Origin of the sequence: Xanthomonas sp. LF07-6 (assembly GCF_034105445.1) — a bacterium.
Taxonomy (GTDB): Bacteria; Pseudomonadota; Gammaproteobacteria; order Xanthomonadales; family Xanthomonadaceae; genus Xanthomonas_A; species Xanthomonas_A sontii.
This window is the reverse complement of record NZ_JAXGGI010000001.1, coordinates 189,402-209,567: the sequence shown is the minus strand read 5'-3', so window position 1 is coordinate 209,567 and position 20,166 is coordinate 189,402. Positions and strand designations below refer to the sequence as shown.

The following is a 20,166-nucleotide window of genomic DNA, read 5'->3' as shown; positions in this document are numbered from 1 at the left end:
TTCCGCCCGCGCATGCAGGCGTTTTCCCCACATTCCAGACACCCCCACTCCATGTCAGCTTCCTCTCCTGTCGATCGCTGGATCGTCCTCAAGTTCGGCGGCACTTCGGTGTCGCGTCGTCATCGCTGGGACACGATTGGGACGCTGGCGAAAAAACGCGCGGAGGAGACCGGCGCGCGGGTGCTGGTGGTGGTGTCGGCCTTGTCCGGGGTCACCAACGAACTGACCGCGATCGCCGACGGCAGCGCCGACAGCGCGCAGCGCGTGGCCGCGCTGGAGCAGCGCCACCGCGAGTTCCTGGCCGAACTGGAGCTGGATGCCGAGGCGGTGCTGGGCGAACGCCTGGCGGCGCTGCGCGGCCTGCTCGCCGATCCGCGCGCCGCCGAGCGCACGCTGGACTGGCAGGCCGAGGTGCTGGGGCAGGGCGAGTTGCTGTCCTCGACCCTGGGCGCGGCCTACCTGCGTGCCAACGGCCTGGACATGGGCTGGATGGACGCGCGGCAATGGCTGGACGCGCTGCCGCCGCAGCCGAACCAGAGCGCCTGGTCGCGGCGCCTGTCGGTATCGTGCCAGTGGCAGTCCGATCCGCAGTGGCGCGCGCGCTTCGTCGCCCAGCCCTCGCGCATGCTGATCACCCAGGGCTTCATCGCCCGGCATGAGGACGGCGGCACCGCCATCCTCGGCCGCGGCGGCTCGGATACCTCGGCGGCGTATTTCGGCGCGCTGCTCGGCGCCAGCCGGGTCGAGATCTGGACCGACGTGCCGGGCATGTTCAGCGCCAATCCGCGCGAGGTGCCGGACGCGCGCCTGCTGACCCGCCTGGACTACTACGAGGCGCAGGAAATCGCCACCACCGGCGCCAAGGTGCTGCACCCGCGCTCGATCAAGCCGTGCCGCGACGGCGGCGTGCCGATGGCGATCCTGGACACCGAGCGCCCGGAGCTGCCCGGCACCAGCATCGACGGCAACGCCCGCACCGTGCCCGGGGTCAAGGCGATCAGCCGCCGCAACGGCATCGTGCTGGTGTCGATGGAAGGCATCGGCATGTGGCAGCAGGTCGGCTTCCTGGCCGACGTGTTCGCGCTGTTCAAGAAGCACGGGCTGTCGGTGGACCTGATCGGCTCGGCCGAGACCAACGTCACCGTGTCGCTGGACCCGAGCGAGAATTTGGTCAATACCGACGTGCTGGCCGCGCTGTCGGCTGACCTGGCGGAGATCTGCCGGGTCAAGATCATCGTGCCGTGCGCGGCGATCACCCTGGTCGGGCGCGGCATGCGCTCGCTGCTGCACAAGCTCTCGGACGTGTGGGCCACGTTCGGCAAGGAGCGCGTGCACATGATCTCGCAGTCGTCCAACGACCTGAACCTGACCTTCGTCATCGACGAGACCGACGCCGACGGATTGCTGCCGATCCTGCACGCCGAGCTGATCGACAGTGGCGCGATGCCGGTGGAAGAGACCGAGGTGTTCGGCCCGCGCTGGCGCGAGATCGCCGGCACGGTGCGGCCGCGGCCGGTGCCGTGGTGGCAGGGCGAGCGCGCGCATCTGCTGCGTCTGGCCGAGGCCGGCACGCCGCGCTACGTCTATCACCTGCCGACCCTGCGCGAGCGCGCGCGCGCGCTCAAGGCGATCGCCGCGGTGGACCAGCGCTACTACGCGATCAAGGCCAACGCGCATCCGGCGATCCTGCAGACCCTGGTCGAGGAGGGTTTTGGCCTGGAGTGCGTTTCGCACGGCGAGCTGCGCCGGGTGTTCGAGATCGTGCCGGAGCTGTCGCCGCGCCGCGTGCTGTTCACCCCCAGCTTCGCGCCCCGCGCCGAGTACGAAGCCGCGTTCGCGCTGGGCGTGACCGTCACCGTGGACAACGTCGAGGCGCTGCAGCGCTGGCCGGAGCTGTTCCGCGGCCGCAGCCTGTGGCTGCGCATCGACCTGGGCCATGGCGACGGCCACCACGAGAAGGTCAACACTGGCGGCAAGGCCTCCAAGTTCGGCCTGTCGGCGACCCGCGTCGACGAGTTCGTCGAGGCCGCGCGCGCGCTGGACATCCGCATCGTCGGCCTGCACGCGCACCTGGGCAGCGGCGTGGAGACCGCGCAGCACTGGCGGCGCATGTGCGACGAACTGGCCGGCTTTGCCCGCCGCATCGGCAGCGTCGAGGTCATCGACATCGGCGGCGGCCTGCCGATCCCGTACAGTGCCGACGACGAACCGTTCGACCTGGACACCTTCGCCCAAGGCCTGGCCGAGGCCAAGGCCGTGCATCCGGCGTTCCGCCTGGCGATCGAACCGGGCCGCTACCTGGTCGCCGAGTGCGGCGTGCTGCTGGCCCGCGCCACCCAGGTGATCGAGAAGGACGGCATCCGTCGGGTCGGTCTGGATGCCGGCATGAACACGCTGATCCGCCCGGCGCTGTACGACGCCTGGCACGACGTGGCGAACCTGAGCCGCCTGGAACAGCCGGCCGAGACCGTGTTCGACGTGGTCGGGCCGATCTGCGAATCCAGCGACGTGTTCGGCAAGCGCCGGCGCCTGCCGGCGGGCACCGCGCCCGACGACGTGATGCTGATCGCCGATACCGGCGCCTACGGCTACAGCATGGCCAGCACCTACAACCAGCGCGAATTGCCCCGCGAGGAGGCGATCGATGGGCACGCAGACTGAATTCGTCGCGGGCAGCGCCGCGGCCGGCGCGCTTGCGATGGTGGCTGCCACCGCGGTGGATCAGTCGGGTACGTCGCTGCCGTGGACCGACAGCCTGAAGTGGGCGTTGCCGGCGTTGGCCGCCGCTGCCATCGGCGCATGGCTGGCGGTGCGCTGGCAGCGCCGCGGGCCCGCGGCGAGCACTGGCGCGCTGGCCCTGCGCACCTCGCTCCTGGCCGCGTTGGCCTACGTGCCGGCACTGGCGCTGTATGTGCTGGTCGCCGTGCTGGCCTCCGCCGCGTCGGTGCCGGCCGGAGAGCACTGGCAACTGCTGCTGATGGCGTTCGTCTTCGGCTGCCTGCCGCTGCTGTGGGCCGCCTTGCCGTTTTCGATGCTCGAATTTCTTCTGTGCCGCCGCTACTTGCGGCACACCCGTGTGCTTGCAGGACGTCCATGACCGCTTTCGACAAACAGCAGATCGCCACCTTCCGCTTCGTGCGCTGCGGCTTCGACGCCGACAGCGGCGTGGCGCGCCTGGTCTATGCGTTCGACGACGGCCCGGAGCTGGTGGAGACCATCACCGTGCCCGGCGCGCCGTTCGCGCTCGACCCGGCGCGCGCGCAGGCGGCGCAGCGCGCCCTGCGCCTGCTGCACCTGATCGCCGGCGTCAGCTACTACAAGGCGGCGGTGCCGCCGCGCATCGTCATCGACGACTACGCCATCGATGCCGAGACCGCCGCGCTGCTGGACAGCGTGTACCTGCATGGCCTGGGCGAGTTCGCCTATCGCAACGGCCTGGACCTGCGCGGGCGCATCCGCTTCCCGGCCGCGGACGCCGAGGCGGCCGACGCCACGGCGCTGGGGCTGCGCGATCAGGCGCTGGTGGCGATCGGCGGCGGCAAGGATTCGCTGGTCAGCATCGAGGCGTTGCGCGCGGCCGGCGTGGCGCAGACGGTGACCTGGATCGGCGGCTCGCAGTTGATCCGCGCCTGCGCCGAGCGCACCGGGCTGCCGACCTTGAACATCGGCCGCACGCTGGCGCCGGAACTGTTCGAGCTGAACCGTCAGGGCGCGTGGAACGGCCATATTCCGGTGACGGCGGTGAACTCGGCGATCCTGGTGTTCGCCGCGGTGCTGCACGACGCCGGCCAGGTGGTGTTCTCCAACGAGCACTCGGCCAGCTACGGCAGCCAGATCGCCGGCACCGGCGAGGTCAACCATCAGTGGTCCAAGGGCTGGGCCTTCGAGCAGGCGTTCGGTGAGCAGGTGCAGCGCTATGTGGCCGCGGACCTGCGCTACTACTCGCTGCTGCGTCCGCTGTCGGAACTGGCGGTGGCGCGGCAGTTCGCCAAGACCGATCACTACGACGCGCATTTCTCCAGTTGCAACCGCAATTTCCACATCCTCGGCGAGCGCCCGGCGCACCGCTGGTGCGGGGTCTGCCCGAAGTGCCATTTCGTGTTCCTGGCGCTGGCGCCGTTCATGCCGAAGACGCGGCTGGTGCGGATCTTCGGCCGCAACCTGCTCGACGACGCCGGCCAGGCCGGCGGCTTCGATGCGCTGCTGGAGTTTCAGGACCACAAGCCGTTCGAGTGCGTCGGCGAAGGCCGCGAGTCGCGCGCGGCGATGGCGGCGTTGGCGGCACGCGCGGAATGGAAGGAGGACGCGCTGGTGGCGCGCTTCATCCGCGAGATCCAGCCGCAGCTCGACCCCGCCGACCTGCGGGTGGAGCCGCTGCTGGAACTGGACGCGCAGCACCGCATCCCGGCCGACCTGTGGGAACGCGTGCGTGCGAATTTCGCAGCTTGAGGCGCAGCGCGTCGCGCTGTGGGGGTGGGGGCGGGAAGGCCGCGCGGCCTACCGCGCGCTGCGCAATAGCCGGGGCCCGGGGCCCGGGACCCGGGACCCGGCGTCCACGCCGCTGACCCTGTTCTGCACGACGGCCGAAGCCGAGGAGGTCGCAACGCTTGGCGATCCGGCGCTGCACGTCGAGACCGAGGCCACCGCCGAGCGCCTGGCCGCGTTCGATGTGGTGATCAAGTCGCCCGGGATCAGTCCTTACCGGCCCGAGGCACAGGCCGCCGCGGCGCGCGGCACGCGCTTCATCGGCGGCACCGCGCTGTGGTTCGCCGAACACGCTGGCACGGACGGCGTGGTGCCCGGCAGCGTCTGCGTCACCGGCACCAAGGGCAAGAGCACCACCACCGCGCTGCTGGCGCACCTGCTGCGCGCCGGCGGCCATCGCACCGGCCTGGTCGGCAATATCGGCGTGCCGCTGCTGGAGGTGCTGGCGCCGATGCCAGCGCCGCAGTACTGGGCGATCGAACTGTCCAGCTACCAGACCGGCGACGTGGCCCGCAGCGGCGCACGGCCGCAGCTGGCGCTGGTGCTGAACCTGTTCCCCGAGCATCTGGACTGGCACGGCAGCCAGGCGCGTTACATCGCCGACAAGCTCGAGCTGGTCACCCATGCGCAGCCGCGCATCGCCCTGCTCAATGCCGCCGATCCGCAACTGGCGGCCCTGCAACTGCCCGACAGCGAGGTGCGCTGGTTCAACCGCGAGGACGGCTGGCACATGCGCGGCGAGGTGGTCTACTGCGGCGACAGCGCGGTGTACGACAGCGCGCAAGCACCGCTGCCGGGCCGGCACAACCGCGGCAACCTGTGCGCGGTGCTGGCCGCGATCGAGGCGCTGGGCCTGGATGCGGCGGCGCTGGCGCCGGCGGCCGATCGTTTCCGGCCGCTGCCGAACCGGCTGCAGATCCTGGGCACGCGCGACGGCGTGACCTATGTGAACGACTCGATCAGCACCACCCCGCATGCCAGCCTCGCGGCGCTGGAGTGCTTCCGCGGGCGGCGCATCGCGCTGCTGGTGGGCGGTCACGACCGCGGCCTGGACTGGCAGGACTTCGCCGGCCACATGCGCGACGGTGGCGCACCGCTGGAGATCGTCACCCTGGGTGCCAACGGCCCGCGCATCCACGCGCTGCTGGCGCCGCTGGCCGCCGACGCCGGCTTCGGCCTGCATGCCGCGGCCGACCTGGCGGAAGCGGTGGCGCTGGCACGCGCGGCGCTGGGCGAGCAGGGCGGCGTGGTGCTGCTGTCGCCCGGTGCGCCCAGCTTCGGCGCCTACCGCGACTACGTGGCGCGCGGCCGCCATTTCGCCGCGCTGGCCGGGTTCGACCCGGATGCGATCAGCGCCATTCCGGGGCTGGGCATCGCCTGAGCCTCGGCGCGGCGTCGGCGCACGCGGTGCGCTGATGTCGCTGTCCGTCGTGGGTGCTGCGGAAAGAGCATGCCCGGAAGCATTCGCCGGGCCGCCATGCGACGGCGCTGTGCGCCTTGTCCCATCGCCATCGCCGGCCGCCGTCGCCCTCACCTCGACGTGCATGGCACGTTCTAGACTGCCGCCTGGTTTCCACGGGAGAAGGGCGATGCGCATACGATCGATGCTGCGGTGGACCGGTCTGCTCGGGCTGGCCTTGGCGCTGCCGCTGCCGGCCTGGGCGGCGATGCAGGCCAAGCCGGTGGAGTGGCAGGTCGGCAAGGACACCTTCAGCGGCGTGCTGGTCTACGACGATGCCGACCACGACAAGCGCCCCGGCCTGGTGATGGTGCCGAACTGGCGCGGCGTCAACGACTCCGCGGTGGAGAAGGCCAAGCGCCTGGCCGGCGACGACTACGTGGTGCTCGTGGCCGACGTCTACGGCAAGGGCAAGCGACCGGCCAACGATACCGAGGCCGGGCAGTTCGCCGGTGCGCTGAAGAAGGATCCGGCCACGCTGCGCGCGCGGGCGTTGGCGGCGTTGGCGGCGCTGAAGGCGCAGGCCGGCAAGGCGCCGCTGGATCCGGCCCGGATCGGTGCGGTCGGCTTCTGCTTCGGCGGCACCACGGTGCTGGAACTGGTCCGCGCCGGTGCGCCGCTGGCCGGCGTGGTCAGCCTGCATGGCGGCCTGGCCACGGCGGCCCCGGCGGCCGCAGGCAGTGCCAAGGCACCGGTGCTGGTGCTCAATGGTGCCGACGACAAGAGCGTGAGCCGCGACGATATCGCCGCCTTCGAGCAGGAAATGAACGGCGCTGGCGCCGACTGGCAGTTCGTCAACTTCAGCGGTGCCGTGCACTGCTTCGCCGAAGCCGACGCCAACAGCCCGCCAGGCTGCCAGTACAACCCGCGTGCGGCCAAGCGTGCCTACCGGATGCTCGAGGATTTCTTCGAGGAGCGCTTCGGGCGGGAGTAGGGAGGTGCCTCGCGCTGCGCGCTTGGCGGGATTGGGGATTGGTAAAAGCGGACCGTCGGTGCTGCCCAACTGATCGGTTGGTGTGGCGAGCCCGTAGCGCTTCAGGCGTCAACCAAGCCGCCGTTGCGAATTCCCAATCCCGAATCACCAAACCCCTCCGGCGCGCGGCTGCGCGCCGATGGCGGCTAAATGGGCCCAATAGGCCCTTAAGGTGTCTTGGCGGAGTGCTTGAGCAAGTGCGCCTGCGCCGCGGCGATGGCGCCGCTCATGGCCGCGCGCGCTTGCGGGCTGTTGCGCCAGCAGGTGGAGCCGAGCAGCGCCGCGGCCTGTTCGGTGAGTTGCCGTGCATCGCAGGCGGCTAGCGCCTGCAGCGAATGCACGCCCAATTGTTCCAGGCGCGCGACCACGGTGGGACCGACGCCTTTCACCGCCAGCAGTACGGCGCGGTCCTCGGCGTCAAAGGCGATCATGCCCGGGCAGCGCTCAGTGTCTGCGCTCGACCGCGTAGCGAGCCAGGCCGCGCAGGGCGGCCACGGCCTCGTTCTCGGGCAGGCCGTCCAGGGCGCGTTCGGCGGCGGCGGCGTAGTCGGCCGCGCGGCGGCGGCTGTAGTCGATGCCGCCGCTGGCTTCGATCGCGGCCAGCACCTCGGGCATCGCGCTGGCGTCGCCCTGTTCGACGATCTGGCGCAGGCGCGCGCGGGTGACGTCGTCGGCATGCGCCATGGCGTGGATCAGCGGCAGCGTGGCCTTGCCCTCGGCCAGGTCGTCGCCCAGGTTCTTGCCCAGGTCGGCGGCGTCGGCGGTGTAGTCGAGCACGTCGTCGGCGATCTGGAACGCATAGCCCAGCTGCATGCCGTAGTCGTACAGGCGCTCCTGTACCGCCTCGCTGGCACCGGAGGCCAGCGCGCCAAGCCGGGTGCCGGCGGCGAACAGCACCGCGGTCTTGCGCTCGATCACGCGCAGGTAGGCGGCTTCGTCGGTGTCGGGGTTGTGCACGTGCAGCAGTTGCAGCACCTCGCCCTCGGCGATGCGGTTGGTGGTGTCGGCCAGCAGGCGCATCACCGCCATGCTGTCCAGCTCCACCATCAGCTGGAAACTGCGCGAATACAGGAAGTCGCCGACCAGCACGCTGGGCGCGTTGCCCCACAGCGCATTGGCGGTGCTGCGGCCGCGGCGCAGGTCCGACTCGTCCACCACGTCGTCGTGCAGCAGGGTCGAGGTGTGGATGAATTCGATGATCGCCGCCAACTGGTGCTGCATCGGCCCGCCGGCGCCGCAGGCGCGGCCGGCCAGCACCACCAGCATCGGCCGCAGGCGCTTGCCGCCGGCGGAGACGATGTGGTCGGCGATCTGGTTGATCAGCACGACGTCCGAGGACAGGCGGCGGCGGATCAGGGCGTCCACCTCGGCCATGTCCGGCGCGGCGAGCATCTGGATCTGGGGCAGGCCCAGGGCGGAGCTGGGGGATTCGGCGATGCTCATGCGGACAGGACTGGAAACGTGCGCAAAGTATAGGCTGCGCGGCCACATCCGTCCCGTTGTGGGCCGGGGCAGGGGGCGGAGAGCTTGCCGTGCCTGGGTTTGCAGCGCCCGGCGGGAGGCGTGCCGGCAGGATTCCGACAGCCCAATGCGGCGTTTTCCGGGGCGCCCGCGGGCGCCTGGCGCAGGCCGGTCCGGCCCGGCGATGTTAGGATTGCTCCCCGAAATCTTCTTTACCGCTCTGCGTGCCCCCTGGCCGCGGAGACCCCAGACGGAAGCAGCTCATGGCCCGCGGCATCAACAAAGTCATCCTCGTCGGCAACCTCGGCAACGATCCCGACATCAAGTACACCCAGGCCGGCATGGCCATCACCCGCATCAGCCTGGCCACCACCAGCGTGCGCAAGGACCGCGACGGCAACCAGCAGGAACGCACCGAGTGGCATCGCGTGGTGTTTTTCGGAAAGCTCGGTGAGATCGCCGGCGAGTACCTGCGCAAGGGCAGCTCGGTCTACGTCGAAGGCTCGATCCGCTACGACAAGTACACCGGCCAGGACGGCGTGGAGAAGTACTCCACCGACATCGTCGCCGACGAGATGCAGATGCTCGGCGGCCGCGGCGAGGGCGGTGGCGGCGGCATGGGCGGCGGCGACCGTCCGCAGCGCTCGGCGCCGCCGCGCCAGGAACGCTCCGGCATGGGCGGTGGTGGCGGTGGTGGCGGCGGGCAGGATTACGCGCCGCGCCGGCAGCAGCCGGCCCCGCAGCAGTCCGCACCGATGGACGACTTCGCGGACGACGATATTCCGTTCTGATCTTTCGTCGTTCCTGCGATGCAAACAGACCCCGGCAAGCCATTGTGCTTGGCGGGGTTTTTTCTGTTTTGGCGAGGTGTTTTCCTTTCTAGCGCGAGTCTGTCCGGTCCTCCAAGGCAGGCGATATGAAGCCAGACGGTATCGGTCGACTGGAGTGGTCACACGTACCGTGCTTTTCACCGCTGGCGATTGGGGGCGGAGCGTGCGTGCAAGCGGCGAGTGCCCTGCTGTTCTTGCCTTCAAAACGGGGTCGGTTGCCAGCGTCGCGTCGTGCCCAGTCGCCTCAGCAACGCCTTGGCGCGGCTTTCGTGCCGAGTCCATGCTATCGCTCAACGCCGGCCGACCCGGCTGCAACGGGGAAGGTGTCGTAGGGGCTGCTTTAGCGGCGACAGGCTTTCCGATGAAAGCCATCGCGGCTAAAGCCGCTTCTGCGAAAAGCACATTGGCGTCGCTCGCCGCCACACCACGATCCTCACCACATGAATGCGCATGGCAACGCGGCGGAGGTGTCCTGAAGCTCCAGGTCCGACCTCCCATCCCCGCCGCCTTGCAGGCGATTTAGCGCCTTAGTCCCAGGGAGGAACCACGGGTCCGTCGGTATCTCGCCATGCGTCGCCTGCTCGAGCAGGTTCACCAAATACCCGTTTGTTTGTCGCTCTACGTCTCGCTGCACAACTCCGTACGTCACCCGAAATTCCATCGCCGTCATGACGACTGACGCCACAGGCGTTGTGCCCTGCAGCATGTGTTTTCGTGCAGTGCGTCTTGCAAAAGCGCAATTCACTGCTCTATGGTTCAATCGATTGAATCGCGGCGAATCGTCAGCGTTTGAGACCGGTTGGGAGGCCGGAAGGTGGATGTCTATCCATTCGATCGGACCGGCGCCGGCCTCGGGCTTCACGAGGCGCGACGCGCTGCGCATGGCGGTCGCCGGGAGCCTTGGCCTTGGTGCGATGGGCATGCTGCCAGCGCTTGCGGCGGCCACGCCGCTCAAGGGCAACCTGAAGCAGTCTGTCGCCCGCTGGACGTTTCCGCAGCTGTCGACCGCACAGCTTTGCCAGGTGGTGAAGGGCCTGGGGTTCGCCGCCATCGATCTGGTGGGCCCGGCGGATTGGCCCACGCTGAAGGCGCATGGCGTGTGCAGCGCGATGTGCAATGGCGCGGAACTCGGCCTGGACAAGGGCTTTGCCGGCAGCCAGTTCCACGATGCGCTGGTCGAGCGCTACACGCGGCACATCGACCTGGTGGCCGACGCCGGCTATCGCAACCTCATCTGTTTTTCCGGCAACCGGAATGGCATGGATCCCCAGGAGGGCATGGCCCACGCCGAAGTCGGACTCAAGCGCATCCTCGGGCATGCCGAGAAGCGCGGGGTCGTGCTGGTGATGGAGCTGCTGAACTCCAAGGTCGATCATCACGACTATCTGTGCGACCACTCCGCCTGGGGCGTGGAGCTGTGCCAGCGGATCGGCTCGGACCATTTCGGCCTGCTGTACGACATCTACCACATGCAGATCATGGAGGGCGACATCATCGCCACCATCGGCAAGCATCACGCGTGCTTCAAGCATTACCACACCGCCGGCGTCCCGGGACGGCACGAGATCGGGGACGATCAGGAGCTCCACTATCCCGCCATCTGTCGCGCGATCCGCGATACCGGTTTCGATGGCTATCTGGCGCAGGAATTCGTTCCTGCCGCGCCGGATCCCGTCGGCTCGCTGCGCGAGGCGATCCGCCTCTGCGATGTCTGAAACGCTATCCACCGAGGTGAAGTAGAACCCATGGCAGACAATCATTACGACGCCATCGTCGTTGGCTCGGGCATCAGTGGCGGTTGGGCGGCGAAGGAGCTGACCGAGAAGGGACTCAAGGTCCTGATGCTGGAACGCGGACGCAACATCGAGCACGTCAAGGACTACGTCAACGCGATGAAGGAGGCGTGGGATTTCCCGCATCGCAACCGCCCGACCCAGGCGATGAAGGCCGATTATCCGGTGCTGATGCGCGACTACGCCCTGGTCGAGAACCTGCAGGGAATGTGGGCCAACGAAAAGGAATCGCCCTACACCGAGATCAAGCGATTCGACTGGTTCCGCGGCTATCACGTGGGCGGCCGCTCGCTGATGTGGGGACGGCAGAGCTATCGCCTGTCGGACCTGGATTTCGAGGCGAACCTGAAGGACGGCATCGCCACCGATTGGCCGATCCGTTACGCCGACCTCGCACCCTGGTACGACCACGTGGAGAAGTTCGCCGGCATCGCCGGCACGCGCGAGGGACTGGACGTGTTGCCGGACGGCGAGTTCCTGCCGCCGATCCCGTTGAACATCGTCGAGAAGGACGTCGCGGCGCGGATCAAGAAGGCCTTTGGCGGCACCCGGCACCTGATCCACTCGCGTACCGCCAACATCACCCAGCCCAAGGTCGAGCAGGGCCGCGTCAACTGCCAGTATCGCAACAAGTGCATCCTGGGCTGTCCCTTCGGCGCCTACTTCTCGACCCAGGCGGCCACGCTGCCGGCGGCCATGAAGACGGGCAACCTGACCTTGCGTCCGTTCTCGATCGTCAAGGAGGTGCTCTACGACAAGGACCGCAAGCGTGCGCGCGGCGTGGAGATCATCGACGCCGAGAGCGGACAGACCTACCAGTACACGGCCAATGTCATCTTCCTCAACGCGTCCTCGTTCAATTCGACCTGGCTGCTGATGAACTCGGCCACCGATGTCTGGGACGGCGGCCTGGGGTCGTCGTCCGGCGAGCTCGGGCACAACGTGATGGACCATCATTTCGGCGCCGGTGCCTCCGGCCGGGTCGAGGGCTACGAGGACAAGTACTACTTCGGCCGCCGTCCCTGCGGCTTCTACATCCCCCGGTTCCGCAATGTCGCCATGGACAAGCGCGGCTACCTGCGCGGCTTCGGCTACCAGGGCGGTGCGAGCCGCACCGGCTGGTCGCGCGAGATCGCCGAGCTGAACATCGGTGCCGACCTGAAGGAGGCGCTGACCGTGCCAGGCGACTGGAGCATCGGCATGACCGGATTCGGCGAAATGCTGCCGCACCACGACAACACGATTCGCCTGGACCCGCAGCGCAAGGACAAATGGGGGCTGCCGGTGCTGGCGATGGACGTTGCCATGCGCGAGAACGAAAAGGCCATGCGCAAGGACATGGCCGCCGATGCCGCCGAGATGCTGGAGGCGGCCGGCGTCAAGGACGTGAAGATGCACGATGGCGATTACGCGCCGGGCAAGGGCATCCATGAGATGGGCACCGCGCGCATGGGCCGGGATCGCAAGCACTCCGTGCTGAACCAGTACAACCAGGTGTGGGACGCACCGAACGTCTACGTGACCGATGGCGCCTGCATGACCTCCAGCGGCTGCGTGAATCCTTCGCTGACCTACATGGCGCTGACCGCACGTGCCGCCGATCATGCCGTGCGCGAACTGAAAGCGGGGAACCTGTGATGGAACGTCGCGAACTGCTGAAGATGATCTTCGCCGCCACCGGCGCGGCGATGGTCGGCCTGCCCGCGCTCGCCCCGGCACAGGCGTCGGCCGCGGGGACGAAGGTGCTGTTCTCCGCCGCCGAGATCGGCACGCTGGACGAGATCGCCGAGACCATCCTGCCGCGGACCAAGACGCCGGGGGCGAAGGACGCCGGTGCCGGCGCGTTCATGGCGAAATTCGTCACCGACTGCTACACCCCGCGGCAGCAGGCGACGTTCCGCGCCGGCCTGGCCGAGATCGACAAACGTGCCGGCGGCCGATTCGTGTCGCTCACCCCGCAGGCGCGCGCCGAACTGCTGCGCGCCTTGGATGCGGAGGCCAGGGCAAAGGCCGTCGACGTGACCGACACCGGCACCGCCGACGCGGCGGACGCGATGCCGCATCCCTTCACCATGATCAAGCAGCTGACCATCTTCGGCTTCTTCACCTCCGAGGTCGGCGCGACCGAAGTGCTGCGCTACGTCGCCGTGCCGGGCCGCTATGAAGACATCACCTACGTTCCCGGCACGCCCGCCTGGGCCACCGGCTGATGGAGCGCCACGCTTCGCCCTTCCTCCTTCTCCTGGAAACACGATGACCAGATCCCTGCTGATGGCGGCCTGCCTGCTGGCCGTGGCGCCTGCGGTCGCGCAGGCCGACGGCGACCCCGCACGCGATCCTGCCAAGACCGAAGTGTGGAAGCCCGTGCCCGCGACCGTGGCCACGCCCCCGGGCGGCGCGCCCTCCGACGCGATCGTGCTGTTCGATGGCAAGGATCTGTCGGCCTGGGAGTCGGAGCAGGGCGGACGCGTGCCCTGGAGCGTCGCCGACGGCGCGCTGACCGTGGTGCCGGGCAGCAAGGGCATCCGCACCAAGCAGCGCTTCTGCGACATCCAGTTGCATGTCGAGTGGCGCACGCCCACCGCGACCGGTGGCTTCGACGGCCAGCAGCGGGGGAACAGCGGCATCTTCCTGCAGGAGCTGTATGAGTTGCAGGTGCTCGACAGCTACAACAACCCGACCTATGCCAATGGCCAGGCCGGTGCGATCTACAAGCAGGCCATTCCGCTGGTGAATGCCTCGCGTGCGCCGGGCCAGTGGCAGGTGTACGACATCATCTGGAAGGCGCCGCGTTTCTCGCAGGGCGGCGGGCTCACGTCACCCGCCCGCATCACCGTCCTGCACAACGGCGTGCTGGTGCAGAACGACACCGTGCTGGCGGGCAAGACCGAATACATCGGCGCGCCGTCGTACGCGCCGCATGGATGCGCGCCGATCTTCCTGCAGGAGCACGATTCCAAGGTCAGCTACCGCAACATCTGGGTGCGCGAGCTGTAGCGCCGGCGCCGTCGGCGCCGATCGCCTGGGGTGTGTCGGCGATCCCGGGTATGCCGTGCTCAACGCGGCATACCCGGGAATGGAGGGCGCGCCCTACTGCGCCAGAAAGCTGGCGAGGTCGTCGACCTCCTGTTGCGACAGCTGCGAAAACGGCGGCATCAGCCCGCCGCCGTTGCGGATCTTCTCCTTGATCTGCGCGGGCTGCAGGCGCTTGCCCACGTCGGTCAGCGCGGGGAAGGTGGGCGGGACGCCCGCGCGATTCGCGCCATGGCAGGCCGTGCAATGGTTCGCGTAGAGCTGCGCGCCGGCCGCCGGGTCGTCCTTGGACCAGGCCTTGGGCGCAAGCGTCGCCCCCAGCAGCACCACGGCCATCGTCGTGATCGTTTTCAAGCGGAACTCCTTTGCGTGCTAGCGCTGTGTGCTGGCGGGCAGATGTTCGCGCAGGTACTCCGCACTGGTCCGGACGACGCTGGCCGGGTCGCGCGGCTGGTCGTGCTCGATGATGTACCACTGCACGCCGCTCGCCGCCGCGGCAGGCAGGATCGCGTTCCAGTTCAGCACGCCCTTGCCGACCGCGGCGAAGCCGCCTTCGTCTTGGGCCTGGCCTTTCGGTGCGTTGTCCTTGGCGTGGACCGCGAACATGCGGCCCTTGAACTTGCCCAGCATCGTCGCCGGGTCGTAGCCCGCGCGCGCGACCCACGCCAGGTCCAGCTCGGTCTTGAGATCGGGGCCGGCCGCGGCGAACAGCAGTTCCAGGCCGGTCTTGCCATCGAAATCGACCAGCTCGAAATCGTGGTTGTGATAGGCCAGGCGCATGCCCTTGGCGCGTGCCCGCGTCGCGAGTTGGCCCAGTTCCTTGCCCAGTGCGGTCCAGCCTGCGGCATCGGTGGGCCGCTCCTTCTGGTCCAGGTAAGGCACCACCAGCGTCGTGTTGCCGATCGAGCGGTTGAAGGCCACCGCGCCGTCCAGGTCCTTGCGCAGGTCGGCCAGCTGCACGTGCGAGGAGATCGCCTTGATCGAATACTTGTCCAGCAACTGCTTGAGTTCCACCGCGCTCATGTTCTGCGTGCCGACCGTTTCCACCGCGCCCACGCCGGCGTCATGGACGATCTTCAACTGTTGGTCGAGCGTGCCGGCGTTGCGCAGCGAGTACATCTGCACTGCGATGGGGGCCTCCTGGCCGGCGGCGTCGCGTGCGAAGGCGGGCAGGGCCGCGAAGAGCAGCAGTGCGAGGGTTGCGGTTCTGCGTGTCGCTGTGTTCATCAAGAAGTCCTCCCGGGAGTCAGTCGATGGATGTCCAGCCGCGTGTCCTGGCCGATGCGATGACGCGATCGACGATCAGCGCCGAGCGCAGCCCGTCGTCGAAGGTGGGCAGGCCGTCCGGCCGCTCGCCGTCGATGGCGCGGTAGGTGTCGGCGACGAACGCCTCGAAGCAATCGCCGTAGCCCTGCGCGTGCCCGGCCGGCAGCGTCGCCAGCCGGCGCTGTTCGGCGCTGCCGGCACCCGGTCCGCGCACGAAGACTTCCTCGCGCTGGTCGGGCCGGCCGATCCACAGGCGTTCGGCGTCCTCCTGGTCGAACGCCACGCTGGCCTGGGCGCCATCGATCTCGAACCAGAGCCGATTGCGGCGCCCCGCCGAGACCTGGCTGACCGTCAACGAGGCCAGCGTGCCCGCGCCGGTTCGGAGCATCGCCATGGCCACGTCCTCGCTGGAGACCGCCTGCATCGCGCCGCCCGCCGCCGGCGTGGTGAAGCTCTGCCCGGTGTTGGTGCCGCGCTCGGCGATCACCGTCGCGAACGCCGCGCTGACCTCGGCGAAGCGCTCGCCGCTCACCCATTCCACCAGGTCGCACCAGTGCGAGCCGATGTCGGCGAACACGCGCGACGCGCCGCCCAGCGCCGGGTCCACACGCCAGTTGTTGCTGGCCGGATCCAGCAGCCAGTCCTGTAGATAGCTGCCGTGGATCAGGCGCAGCGGCCCCAGTTCGCCCTGGGCGATGCGGGCGCGCGCCTCGCGGACCACCGGGTGGTAGCGGTAGACGAAGGGCACCGTGGCGACCAGCCCGGTCGCGCGGGCCAGGGTCGCCAGCGCCCGCGCATCCTCCAGCGTGGTGGCCAGCGGCTTCTCGCAGATCACGTGCTTGCCGGCGTCCAGCGCCGCCTGCGCCATGGCGCGGTGCAGATGGTTGGGCGTGCAGACGTGCACGACCTGCACCTGCGGATCGGCGACCACCTCCTCGATGTCGCGATACGCATGCGGGACATCCCACGATTGCGCCACCTCGCGTGCGCGCTGCGGGGACGAGGCGGCGACGCCGCGGACCGAGGCGCCCGCCAGTAGTGCCGCGCGACGGTGCACGGCGCCGATCATGCCGGTGCCGACGATGGCGATTCCAAGCTTGGGCATCGGGGGGATCCTCAAGGCGCGGAGGGGGCGGCCGCGACGGCGGGCCGGTCGCGGAACAGCAGCAGGAAGGCGACCAGCACCACCAGTGCCACGCCGGCCGGGAACAGCCAGATCTGCCGCCAGTCCGGGCCCGCCGCGGTGGTGTAGTGCTCAACCACGGCGCCGGACAGGAAGGTGCCGATCAGCATGCCCACGCCGTACGTGGCCAGGGTGATGAAGCCCTGCGCGCTGCTGCGAGCGGCCGGGCCGGCGTGCGCATCGGTGTAGATCTGGCCGGTGACGAAGAAGAAGTCGTAGCAGATGCCATGCAGCACGATGCCGATCACCAGCAGGGAAAAGCCGCCGCCGGCATCGCCGAAGGCGAACATCGCGTAGCGCACCACCCACGCCGCCATGCCCACCGCCAGCATCGTCTTGACTCCCAGCCGCACGAATAGGAACGGCATGGCCAGCATCAGCAGGACTTCGGACACCTGGCCCAGCGACTGCAGGCCGGCCGCGCCGCGCACGCCCAGATCGTTGAGGTAGGGGTTGGTGAAGTTGTAGTAGAACGCCAGCGGGATGCAGATGGCGATGGACGCCAGGAAGAACACCAGATAGGAGCGCGACTTCAGCAGCCGCAGCGCGTCCAGCCCCAGGATCTGCCCCAGACCGGCATCGCGCTGGCGCGCCAGCGGCGGCGTGTGCGGCAGGGTGAAGGCATACAGGCCCAGGGCCAGCGAGGCCAGCGCCGCCATCCGGAAGGTCAGCTCGAGCCGATGCGCCTGTTCCCAGCCCAGCCAGCCGATCAGCACGCCGGCCACGATCCAGCCGACGCTGCCGGCCACGCGCACCGGCGGGAACTGCTTTTCCGGCGCTTGCATGTGCCGCATCGCCACGCTGTTGGCCAGCGCCAGCGTCGGCATGAACAGCAGCATGTAGCCCATCACGCAGGCGAAGAACACGCCGAAGCTCGTCGCCGTGGATGCCAGCCACATGAGTACCGCACCGGCGAGATGCAGCACTCCCAGGATGCGCTGCGCCGCGAAGTAGCGATCGGCGATCAGGCCGACCAGGAACGGCGCGACGATGGCGCCGATGGACTGGCTGAGGAACGCCGTCGCCACCTGGCTCGCGCTGGCGTGCAGCGGCCCCTGCACCAGGTAGGTTCCCAGGGTCACGAACCAGGCGCCCCAGATGAAGAACTGCAGAAACATCATCGCGCCCAAGCGCGACATGGTGTGCGTCATGGCGTCCCCTCCCAGGGCGGTAATGACTCAGGTTCCCAGCATGCGGCGCAGCGATGCCGGATCGGCGCCGCTATCGGCGAAATCGTCGAAGGCGCGTTCGGTCACGCGGATGATGTGGTCGCGAATGAACGCGGCCCCCTCCCGCGCCCCGTCTTCCGGATGCTTCAGGCAGCACTCCCATTCCAGCACCGCCCAGCCCGGGAAATCGTATTGCGCGAACTTGGAGAAGATGGCCTTGAAGTCGACCTGGCCGTCCCCGAGCGAGCGGAACCGCCCCGGACGATCGATCCAGTCCTGGTAGCCGCCATAGACGCCGCTGCGCGCGCTGGCGCGATACTCCGCGTCCTTGACGTGGAAGATGCCGATGCGCGCGTGGTAGCGATCGATGAAACCCAGGTAGTCCATCTGCTGCAGCAGCAGGTGGCTGGGGTCGTACAGGATCTTGGCGCGGGGGTGCTGGTCGACCACGTCGAGGAAGCGCTCGAAGGTGGCGCCGTCGTGCAGGTCCTCGCCCGGGTGGATCTCGAAGCACAGGTCCACGCCGCAGGCGTCGAAGGCATCCAGGATCGGACGCCAGCGCCGGCCGAGCTCGGCGAAGGCTTCTTCCACCAGTCCGGGCGGGCGTTGCGGCCAGGGATAGAAGTAGGGCCAGGCCAGCGCGCCGGAAAACGTGGCATGCGCCGTCAGTCCCAGGCGCTGGCTGGCCTTGGCGGCCAACTGCAGCTGCTCCACCGCCCAGGCCTGGCGGGCGGCGGGGTTGCCGCGCTTGTCCGGCGGTGCGAAGCCGTCGAACAGGCCGTCGTAGGCGGGGTGGACGGCGACCAGCTGTCCCTGCAGGTGGGTGGACAGCTCGGTGATCTGCAGGCCATGCCCGGCCAGCATGCCGGCGAGGTCGTCGCAGTACGCCTGGCTGTGCGCGGCCTGGGCCAGATCGAACAGGTGGGGCGCGCTGGTCGGTATTTGTAGGCCAGAATAGCCCAGGCCCGCGGCCCATTCGGCCAGCGTGTCCAAGCGATTGAAGGGAGGTGTGTCGGCGATGAACTGTGCCAGGAACAGCGCTGGACCCTTGAGCGTCTTCAACGTGATTCGCCCTCATGCAATCGATTGAATCATCCTAGCATGGGCCTCCCGCAAGACCCGTTGTGCACTGCACAGCAGACACAAGAGCTCAGTTCATGGCGACAACCATCTACGACATCGCAAAGCACGTCGGCGTCACCGCGGGCACGGTGTCGCGGGCGCTTTCCCGTCCGGAAAAAGTCCTGCCCGCCACGCGCGCGCGCATCGAGCAGGCCGCCGCCGCGCTGGGCTATGTCCCCAACGCGGTGGCCAGGACGCTCAAGACCCAGCGCAGCGGCAAGCTCCTGGTCACCGTCCCGGACATCGCCAATCCCTTCTTCGCCCAGATCCTGCAGGGCGCGGAAGACGCCGCGCAGGCGGTCGGCTACGCCGTGCTGCTGGGCGATACCCAGCACCAGCCCGACCGCGAGGAGCGCTACGCGCAGATGCTCCCACGCAACGAGGCGGACGGCCTGATCGTGCTGGGGCACCGCTTGCCGCCGACGGCGCGTGAGATCGTCAAGCAGCAGGGCGACGCCGCGCCGGTGGTCAACGGCTGCGAGTTCGACCCGGCGCTGGGGATTCCCAGCGTCCACATCGACAACGCGGCCGCCGCGCGCGCCGTGATGGACCACCTGTATGGACTGGGGCACGTGCGGATCGCCGTGGTGGGCGGTCCGCCCGACAATCCCCTGCATCAGCAGCGACTGGAAGGAGTTCGCGCCTGCGCCAAGGCGCGCGGTCGCTTGCGCAACCTGACCGTCGTGCCGGGCGACTTCTCCGTGGAATCCGGCCATGCGGCGGCGATGACGCTGTTAGGTCGTACACCCGCGCCGACCGCGATCTTCTGCTTCAGCGATCAGATGGCACTGGGTGCCCTGGCGGCCTGCCGGGACCTGGGAGTCCGCGTGCCGGACGACCTGTCCATCGTCGGCTTCGACGACCTGGCCTCGTCCAGTTACCTCACGCCGCCATTGACGACCATCAGGCAGCCGATGCGGGAGATCGGTGTCCGCGCGGTCAACCTGCTGCTTGCCATCATCGAACGGGTGGACGTGCCGCTGCAGCAGACGCTGGACTTCAGCTTGATGGTGCGCGGGTCGACCGGCGCGCCGAGAGAGTAGGTGACGGCAGGGCGGCGGCGATGCGCCTGATCGGTGCGCGCCGCCGTTTCCGCGGCAGACGACGGGCGTGCGGCCTCCGGGCAGCGCGCTTTTTCAGTTTCCAGCCCCGACGTCGCCGGAGGTCGGCACCCAGCTTCCGGTAGGCCATCGGACAAGCGTCTGGATTAGACTTCACGCGAACGTCACGCCAACAGGAACAGGGGAACAGGGAATGAAGAGGGGACTGCGCGCAGTCGCGTTGTTGTGTCTGCTGGGAGCGGGGAATGCATGGGCGCAGGTGGATCTGGCGCCGTATCTGGTCAAGGAGCAGGTCGAAACGCTGAAGTTGTCGCCGACCGGCGAGTACTAC

General features: G+C 68.8%; 18 protein-coding genes. 11 read left to right on the top strand and 7 right to left on the bottom strand.

Annotation, left to right across the window (positions count from 1 at the left end; translation table 11 throughout):
- Window positions 1–51: 51 nt before the first annotated feature.
- The 5 genes from SLW56_RS00840 (at window position 52) to SLW56_RS00820 (ending at window position 6,878) form a co-directional block, all read left to right on the top strand.
- Window positions 52–2,661 (top strand): bifunctional aspartate kinase/diaminopimelate decarboxylase, encoded by a 2,610-nt coding sequence (locus SLW56_RS00840; RefSeq protein ID WP_320694214.1) that lies wholly within the window; start codon window positions 52–54, stop codon window positions 2,659–2,661.
- Window positions 2,645–3,097: a hypothetical protein gene (locus tag SLW56_RS00835; RefSeq protein ID WP_267093833.1), complete on the top strand. Its 453-nt coding sequence runs from the start codon at window positions 2,645–2,647 to the stop codon at window positions 3,095–3,097. The genes SLW56_RS00840 and SLW56_RS00835 overlap by 17 nt, the downstream gene beginning before the upstream one ends.
- Window positions 3,094–4,449, top strand: a complete 1,356-nt coding sequence (murL, locus tag SLW56_RS00830; protein WP_152243521.1) for a UDP-N-acetyl-alpha-D-muramoyl-L-alanyl-L-glutamate epimerase — start codon at window positions 3,094–3,096, stop codon at window positions 4,447–4,449. The genes SLW56_RS00835 and murL overlap by 4 nt, the downstream gene beginning before the upstream one ends.
- Window positions 4,430–5,866, top strand: coding sequence for a UDP-N-acetylmuramoyl-L-alanine--D-glutamate ligase (gene murD, locus SLW56_RS00825; protein ID WP_320694213.1), 1,437 nt, complete (start codon window positions 4,430–4,432; stop codon window positions 5,864–5,866). Before murL ends, murD begins: the two co-directional genes overlap by 20 nt.
- Window positions 5,867–6,074: 208 nt before the next feature.
- The gene (locus tag SLW56_RS00820) at window positions 6,075–6,878 is read left to right on the top strand and encodes a dienelactone hydrolase family protein (RefSeq protein ID WP_320694212.1); all 804 of its coding nucleotides are present in this window, start codon (window positions 6,075–6,077) and stop codon (window positions 6,876–6,878) included.
- Between the two features lie 206 nt (window positions 6,879–7,084).
- Here the strand turns inward: SLW56_RS00820 and SLW56_RS00815 are convergent, their stop codons facing one another.
- Entirely contained in the window at window positions 7,085–7,348 is a 264-nt protein-coding gene (locus SLW56_RS00815) for a helix-hairpin-helix domain-containing protein (protein ID WP_017913939.1), read from the bottom strand.
- A gap of 13 nt (window positions 7,349–7,361) precedes the next feature.
- On the bottom strand, window positions 7,362–8,360 hold the full coding sequence (locus SLW56_RS00810) for a polyprenyl synthetase family protein (RefSeq protein WP_150411084.1): 999 nt from the start codon (window positions 8,358–8,360) through the stop codon (window positions 7,362–7,364).
- A 281-nt stretch (window positions 8,361–8,641) separates the two neighbouring features.
- Here SLW56_RS00810 and SLW56_RS00805 point away from each other — a divergent pair, with 281 nt between their 5' ends.
- The 5 genes from SLW56_RS00805 to SLW56_RS00785 all read left to right on the top strand — a co-directional run bounded on the left by SLW56_RS00805 (window position 8,642) and on the right by SLW56_RS00785 (window position 13,998).
- Window positions 8,642–9,169 carry a single-stranded DNA-binding protein gene (locus SLW56_RS00805; protein ID WP_267093838.1) on the top strand — a complete coding sequence of 176 codons (528 nt, stop codon included), beginning with the start codon at window positions 8,642–8,644 and terminating at the stop codon, window positions 9,167–9,169.
- Between the two features lie 857 nt (window positions 9,170–10,026).
- Window positions 10,027–10,923 (top strand): TIM barrel protein, encoded by an 897-nt coding sequence (locus SLW56_RS00800; protein WP_320694211.1) that lies wholly within the window; start codon window positions 10,027–10,029, stop codon window positions 10,921–10,923.
- A 30-nt stretch (window positions 10,924–10,953) separates the two neighbouring features.
- Window positions 10,954–12,639, top strand: a complete 1,686-nt coding sequence (locus SLW56_RS00795) for a GMC family oxidoreductase (RefSeq protein ID WP_267093840.1) — start codon at window positions 10,954–10,956, stop codon at window positions 12,637–12,639.
- Window positions 12,639–13,211 carry a gluconate 2-dehydrogenase subunit 3 family protein gene (locus SLW56_RS00790; protein WP_043095702.1) on the top strand — a complete coding sequence of 191 codons (573 nt, stop codon included), beginning with the start codon at window positions 12,639–12,641 and terminating at the stop codon, window positions 13,209–13,211. Before SLW56_RS00795 ends, SLW56_RS00790 begins: the two co-directional genes overlap by 1 nt.
- 43 nt (window positions 13,212–13,254) lie before the next feature.
- Window positions 13,255–13,998 (top strand): DUF1080 domain-containing protein, encoded by a 744-nt coding sequence (locus SLW56_RS00785; RefSeq protein ID WP_267099553.1) that lies wholly within the window; start codon window positions 13,255–13,257, stop codon window positions 13,996–13,998.
- Window positions 13,999–14,091: 93 nt separating this feature from the next.
- Here the strand turns inward: SLW56_RS00785 and SLW56_RS00780 are convergent, their stop codons facing one another.
- The 5 genes from SLW56_RS00780 to SLW56_RS00760 are packed head-to-tail and all read right to left on the bottom strand — an operon-like array spanning window position 14,092 to window position 18,714.
- Window positions 14,092–14,388, bottom strand: coding sequence for a cytochrome c (locus SLW56_RS00780; protein ID WP_026143968.1), 297 nt, complete (start codon window positions 14,386–14,388; stop codon window positions 14,092–14,094).
- An 18-nt stretch (window positions 14,389–14,406) separates the two neighbouring features.
- On the bottom strand, window positions 14,407–15,261 hold the full coding sequence (locus SLW56_RS00775) for a sugar phosphate isomerase/epimerase (protein ID WP_267093843.1): 855 nt from the start codon (window positions 15,259–15,261) through the stop codon (window positions 14,407–14,409).
- 19 nt (window positions 15,262–15,280) lie between these two features.
- Window positions 15,281–16,405, bottom strand: coding sequence for a Gfo/Idh/MocA family oxidoreductase (locus SLW56_RS00770; RefSeq protein WP_295839370.1), 1,125 nt, complete (start codon window positions 16,403–16,405; stop codon window positions 15,281–15,283).
- A gap of 11 nt (window positions 16,406–16,416) precedes the next feature.
- Window positions 16,417–17,634, bottom strand: a complete 1,218-nt coding sequence (locus tag SLW56_RS00765; protein WP_267084788.1) for a nucleoside permease — start codon at window positions 17,632–17,634, stop codon at window positions 16,417–16,419.
- Between the two features lie 27 nt (window positions 17,635–17,661).
- Window positions 17,662–18,714, bottom strand: coding sequence for a sugar phosphate isomerase/epimerase family protein (locus SLW56_RS00760; protein WP_267099556.1), 1,053 nt, complete (start codon window positions 18,712–18,714; stop codon window positions 17,662–17,664).
- Window positions 18,715–18,809: 95 nt separating this feature from the next.
- On the opposite strand from SLW56_RS00760, the gene SLW56_RS00755 reads away from it, so the two are divergent.
- Window positions 18,810–19,817, top strand: a complete 1,008-nt coding sequence (locus tag SLW56_RS00755; protein WP_295839377.1) for a LacI family DNA-binding transcriptional regulator — start codon at window positions 18,810–18,812, stop codon at window positions 19,815–19,817.
- The last annotated feature ends 349 nt before the right edge of the window (window positions 19,818–20,166 follow it).

Bases quoted from the DNA above. Each gene is read 5' to 3' on its own strand.
- SLW56_RS00840 (WP_320694214.1), top strand. From the start codon at position 52: ATGTCAGCTTCCTCTCCTGTCGATCGCTGGATCGTCCTCAAGTTCGGC.
- SLW56_RS00835 (WP_267093833.1), top strand. From the start codon at position 2,645: ATGGGCACGCAGACTGAATTCGTCGCGGGCAGCGCCGCGGCCGGCGCG.
- murL (WP_152243521.1), top strand. From the start codon at position 3,094: ATGACCGCTTTCGACAAACAGCAGATCGCCACCTTCCGCTTCGTGCGC.
- SLW56_RS00820 (WP_320694212.1), top strand. From the start codon at position 6,075: ATGCGCATACGATCGATGCTGCGGTGGACCGGTCTGCTCGGGCTGGCC.
- SLW56_RS00815 (WP_017913939.1), bottom strand. From the start codon at position 7,348: ATGATCGCCTTTGACGCCGAGGACCGCGCCGTACTGCTGGCGGTGAAA.
- SLW56_RS00810 (WP_150411084.1), bottom strand. From the start codon at position 8,360: ATGAGCATCGCCGAATCCCCCAGCTCCGCCCTGGGCCTGCCCCAGATC.
- SLW56_RS00805 (WP_267093838.1), top strand. From the start codon at position 8,642: ATGGCCCGCGGCATCAACAAAGTCATCCTCGTCGGCAACCTCGGCAAC.
- SLW56_RS00800 (WP_320694211.1), top strand. From the start codon at position 10,027: ATGTCTATCCATTCGATCGGACCGGCGCCGGCCTCGGGCTTCACGAGG.
- SLW56_RS00795 (WP_267093840.1), top strand. From the start codon at position 10,954: ATGGCAGACAATCATTACGACGCCATCGTCGTTGGCTCGGGCATCAGT.
- SLW56_RS00790 (WP_043095702.1), top strand. From the start codon at position 12,639: ATGGAACGTCGCGAACTGCTGAAGATGATCTTCGCCGCCACCGGCGCG.
- SLW56_RS00785 (WP_267099553.1), top strand. From the start codon at position 13,255: ATGACCAGATCCCTGCTGATGGCGGCCTGCCTGCTGGCCGTGGCGCCT.
- SLW56_RS00775 (WP_267093843.1), bottom strand. From the start codon at position 15,261: ATGAACACAGCGACACGCAGAACCGCAACCCTCGCACTGCTGCTCTTC.
- SLW56_RS00770 (WP_295839370.1), bottom strand. From the start codon at position 16,405: ATGCCCAAGCTTGGAATCGCCATCGTCGGCACCGGCATGATCGGCGCC.
- SLW56_RS00765 (WP_267084788.1), bottom strand. From the start codon at position 17,634: ATGACGCACACCATGTCGCGCTTGGGCGCGATGATGTTTCTGCAGTTC.
- SLW56_RS00755 (WP_295839377.1), top strand. From the start codon at position 18,810: ATGGCGACAACCATCTACGACATCGCAAAGCACGTCGGCGTCACCGCG.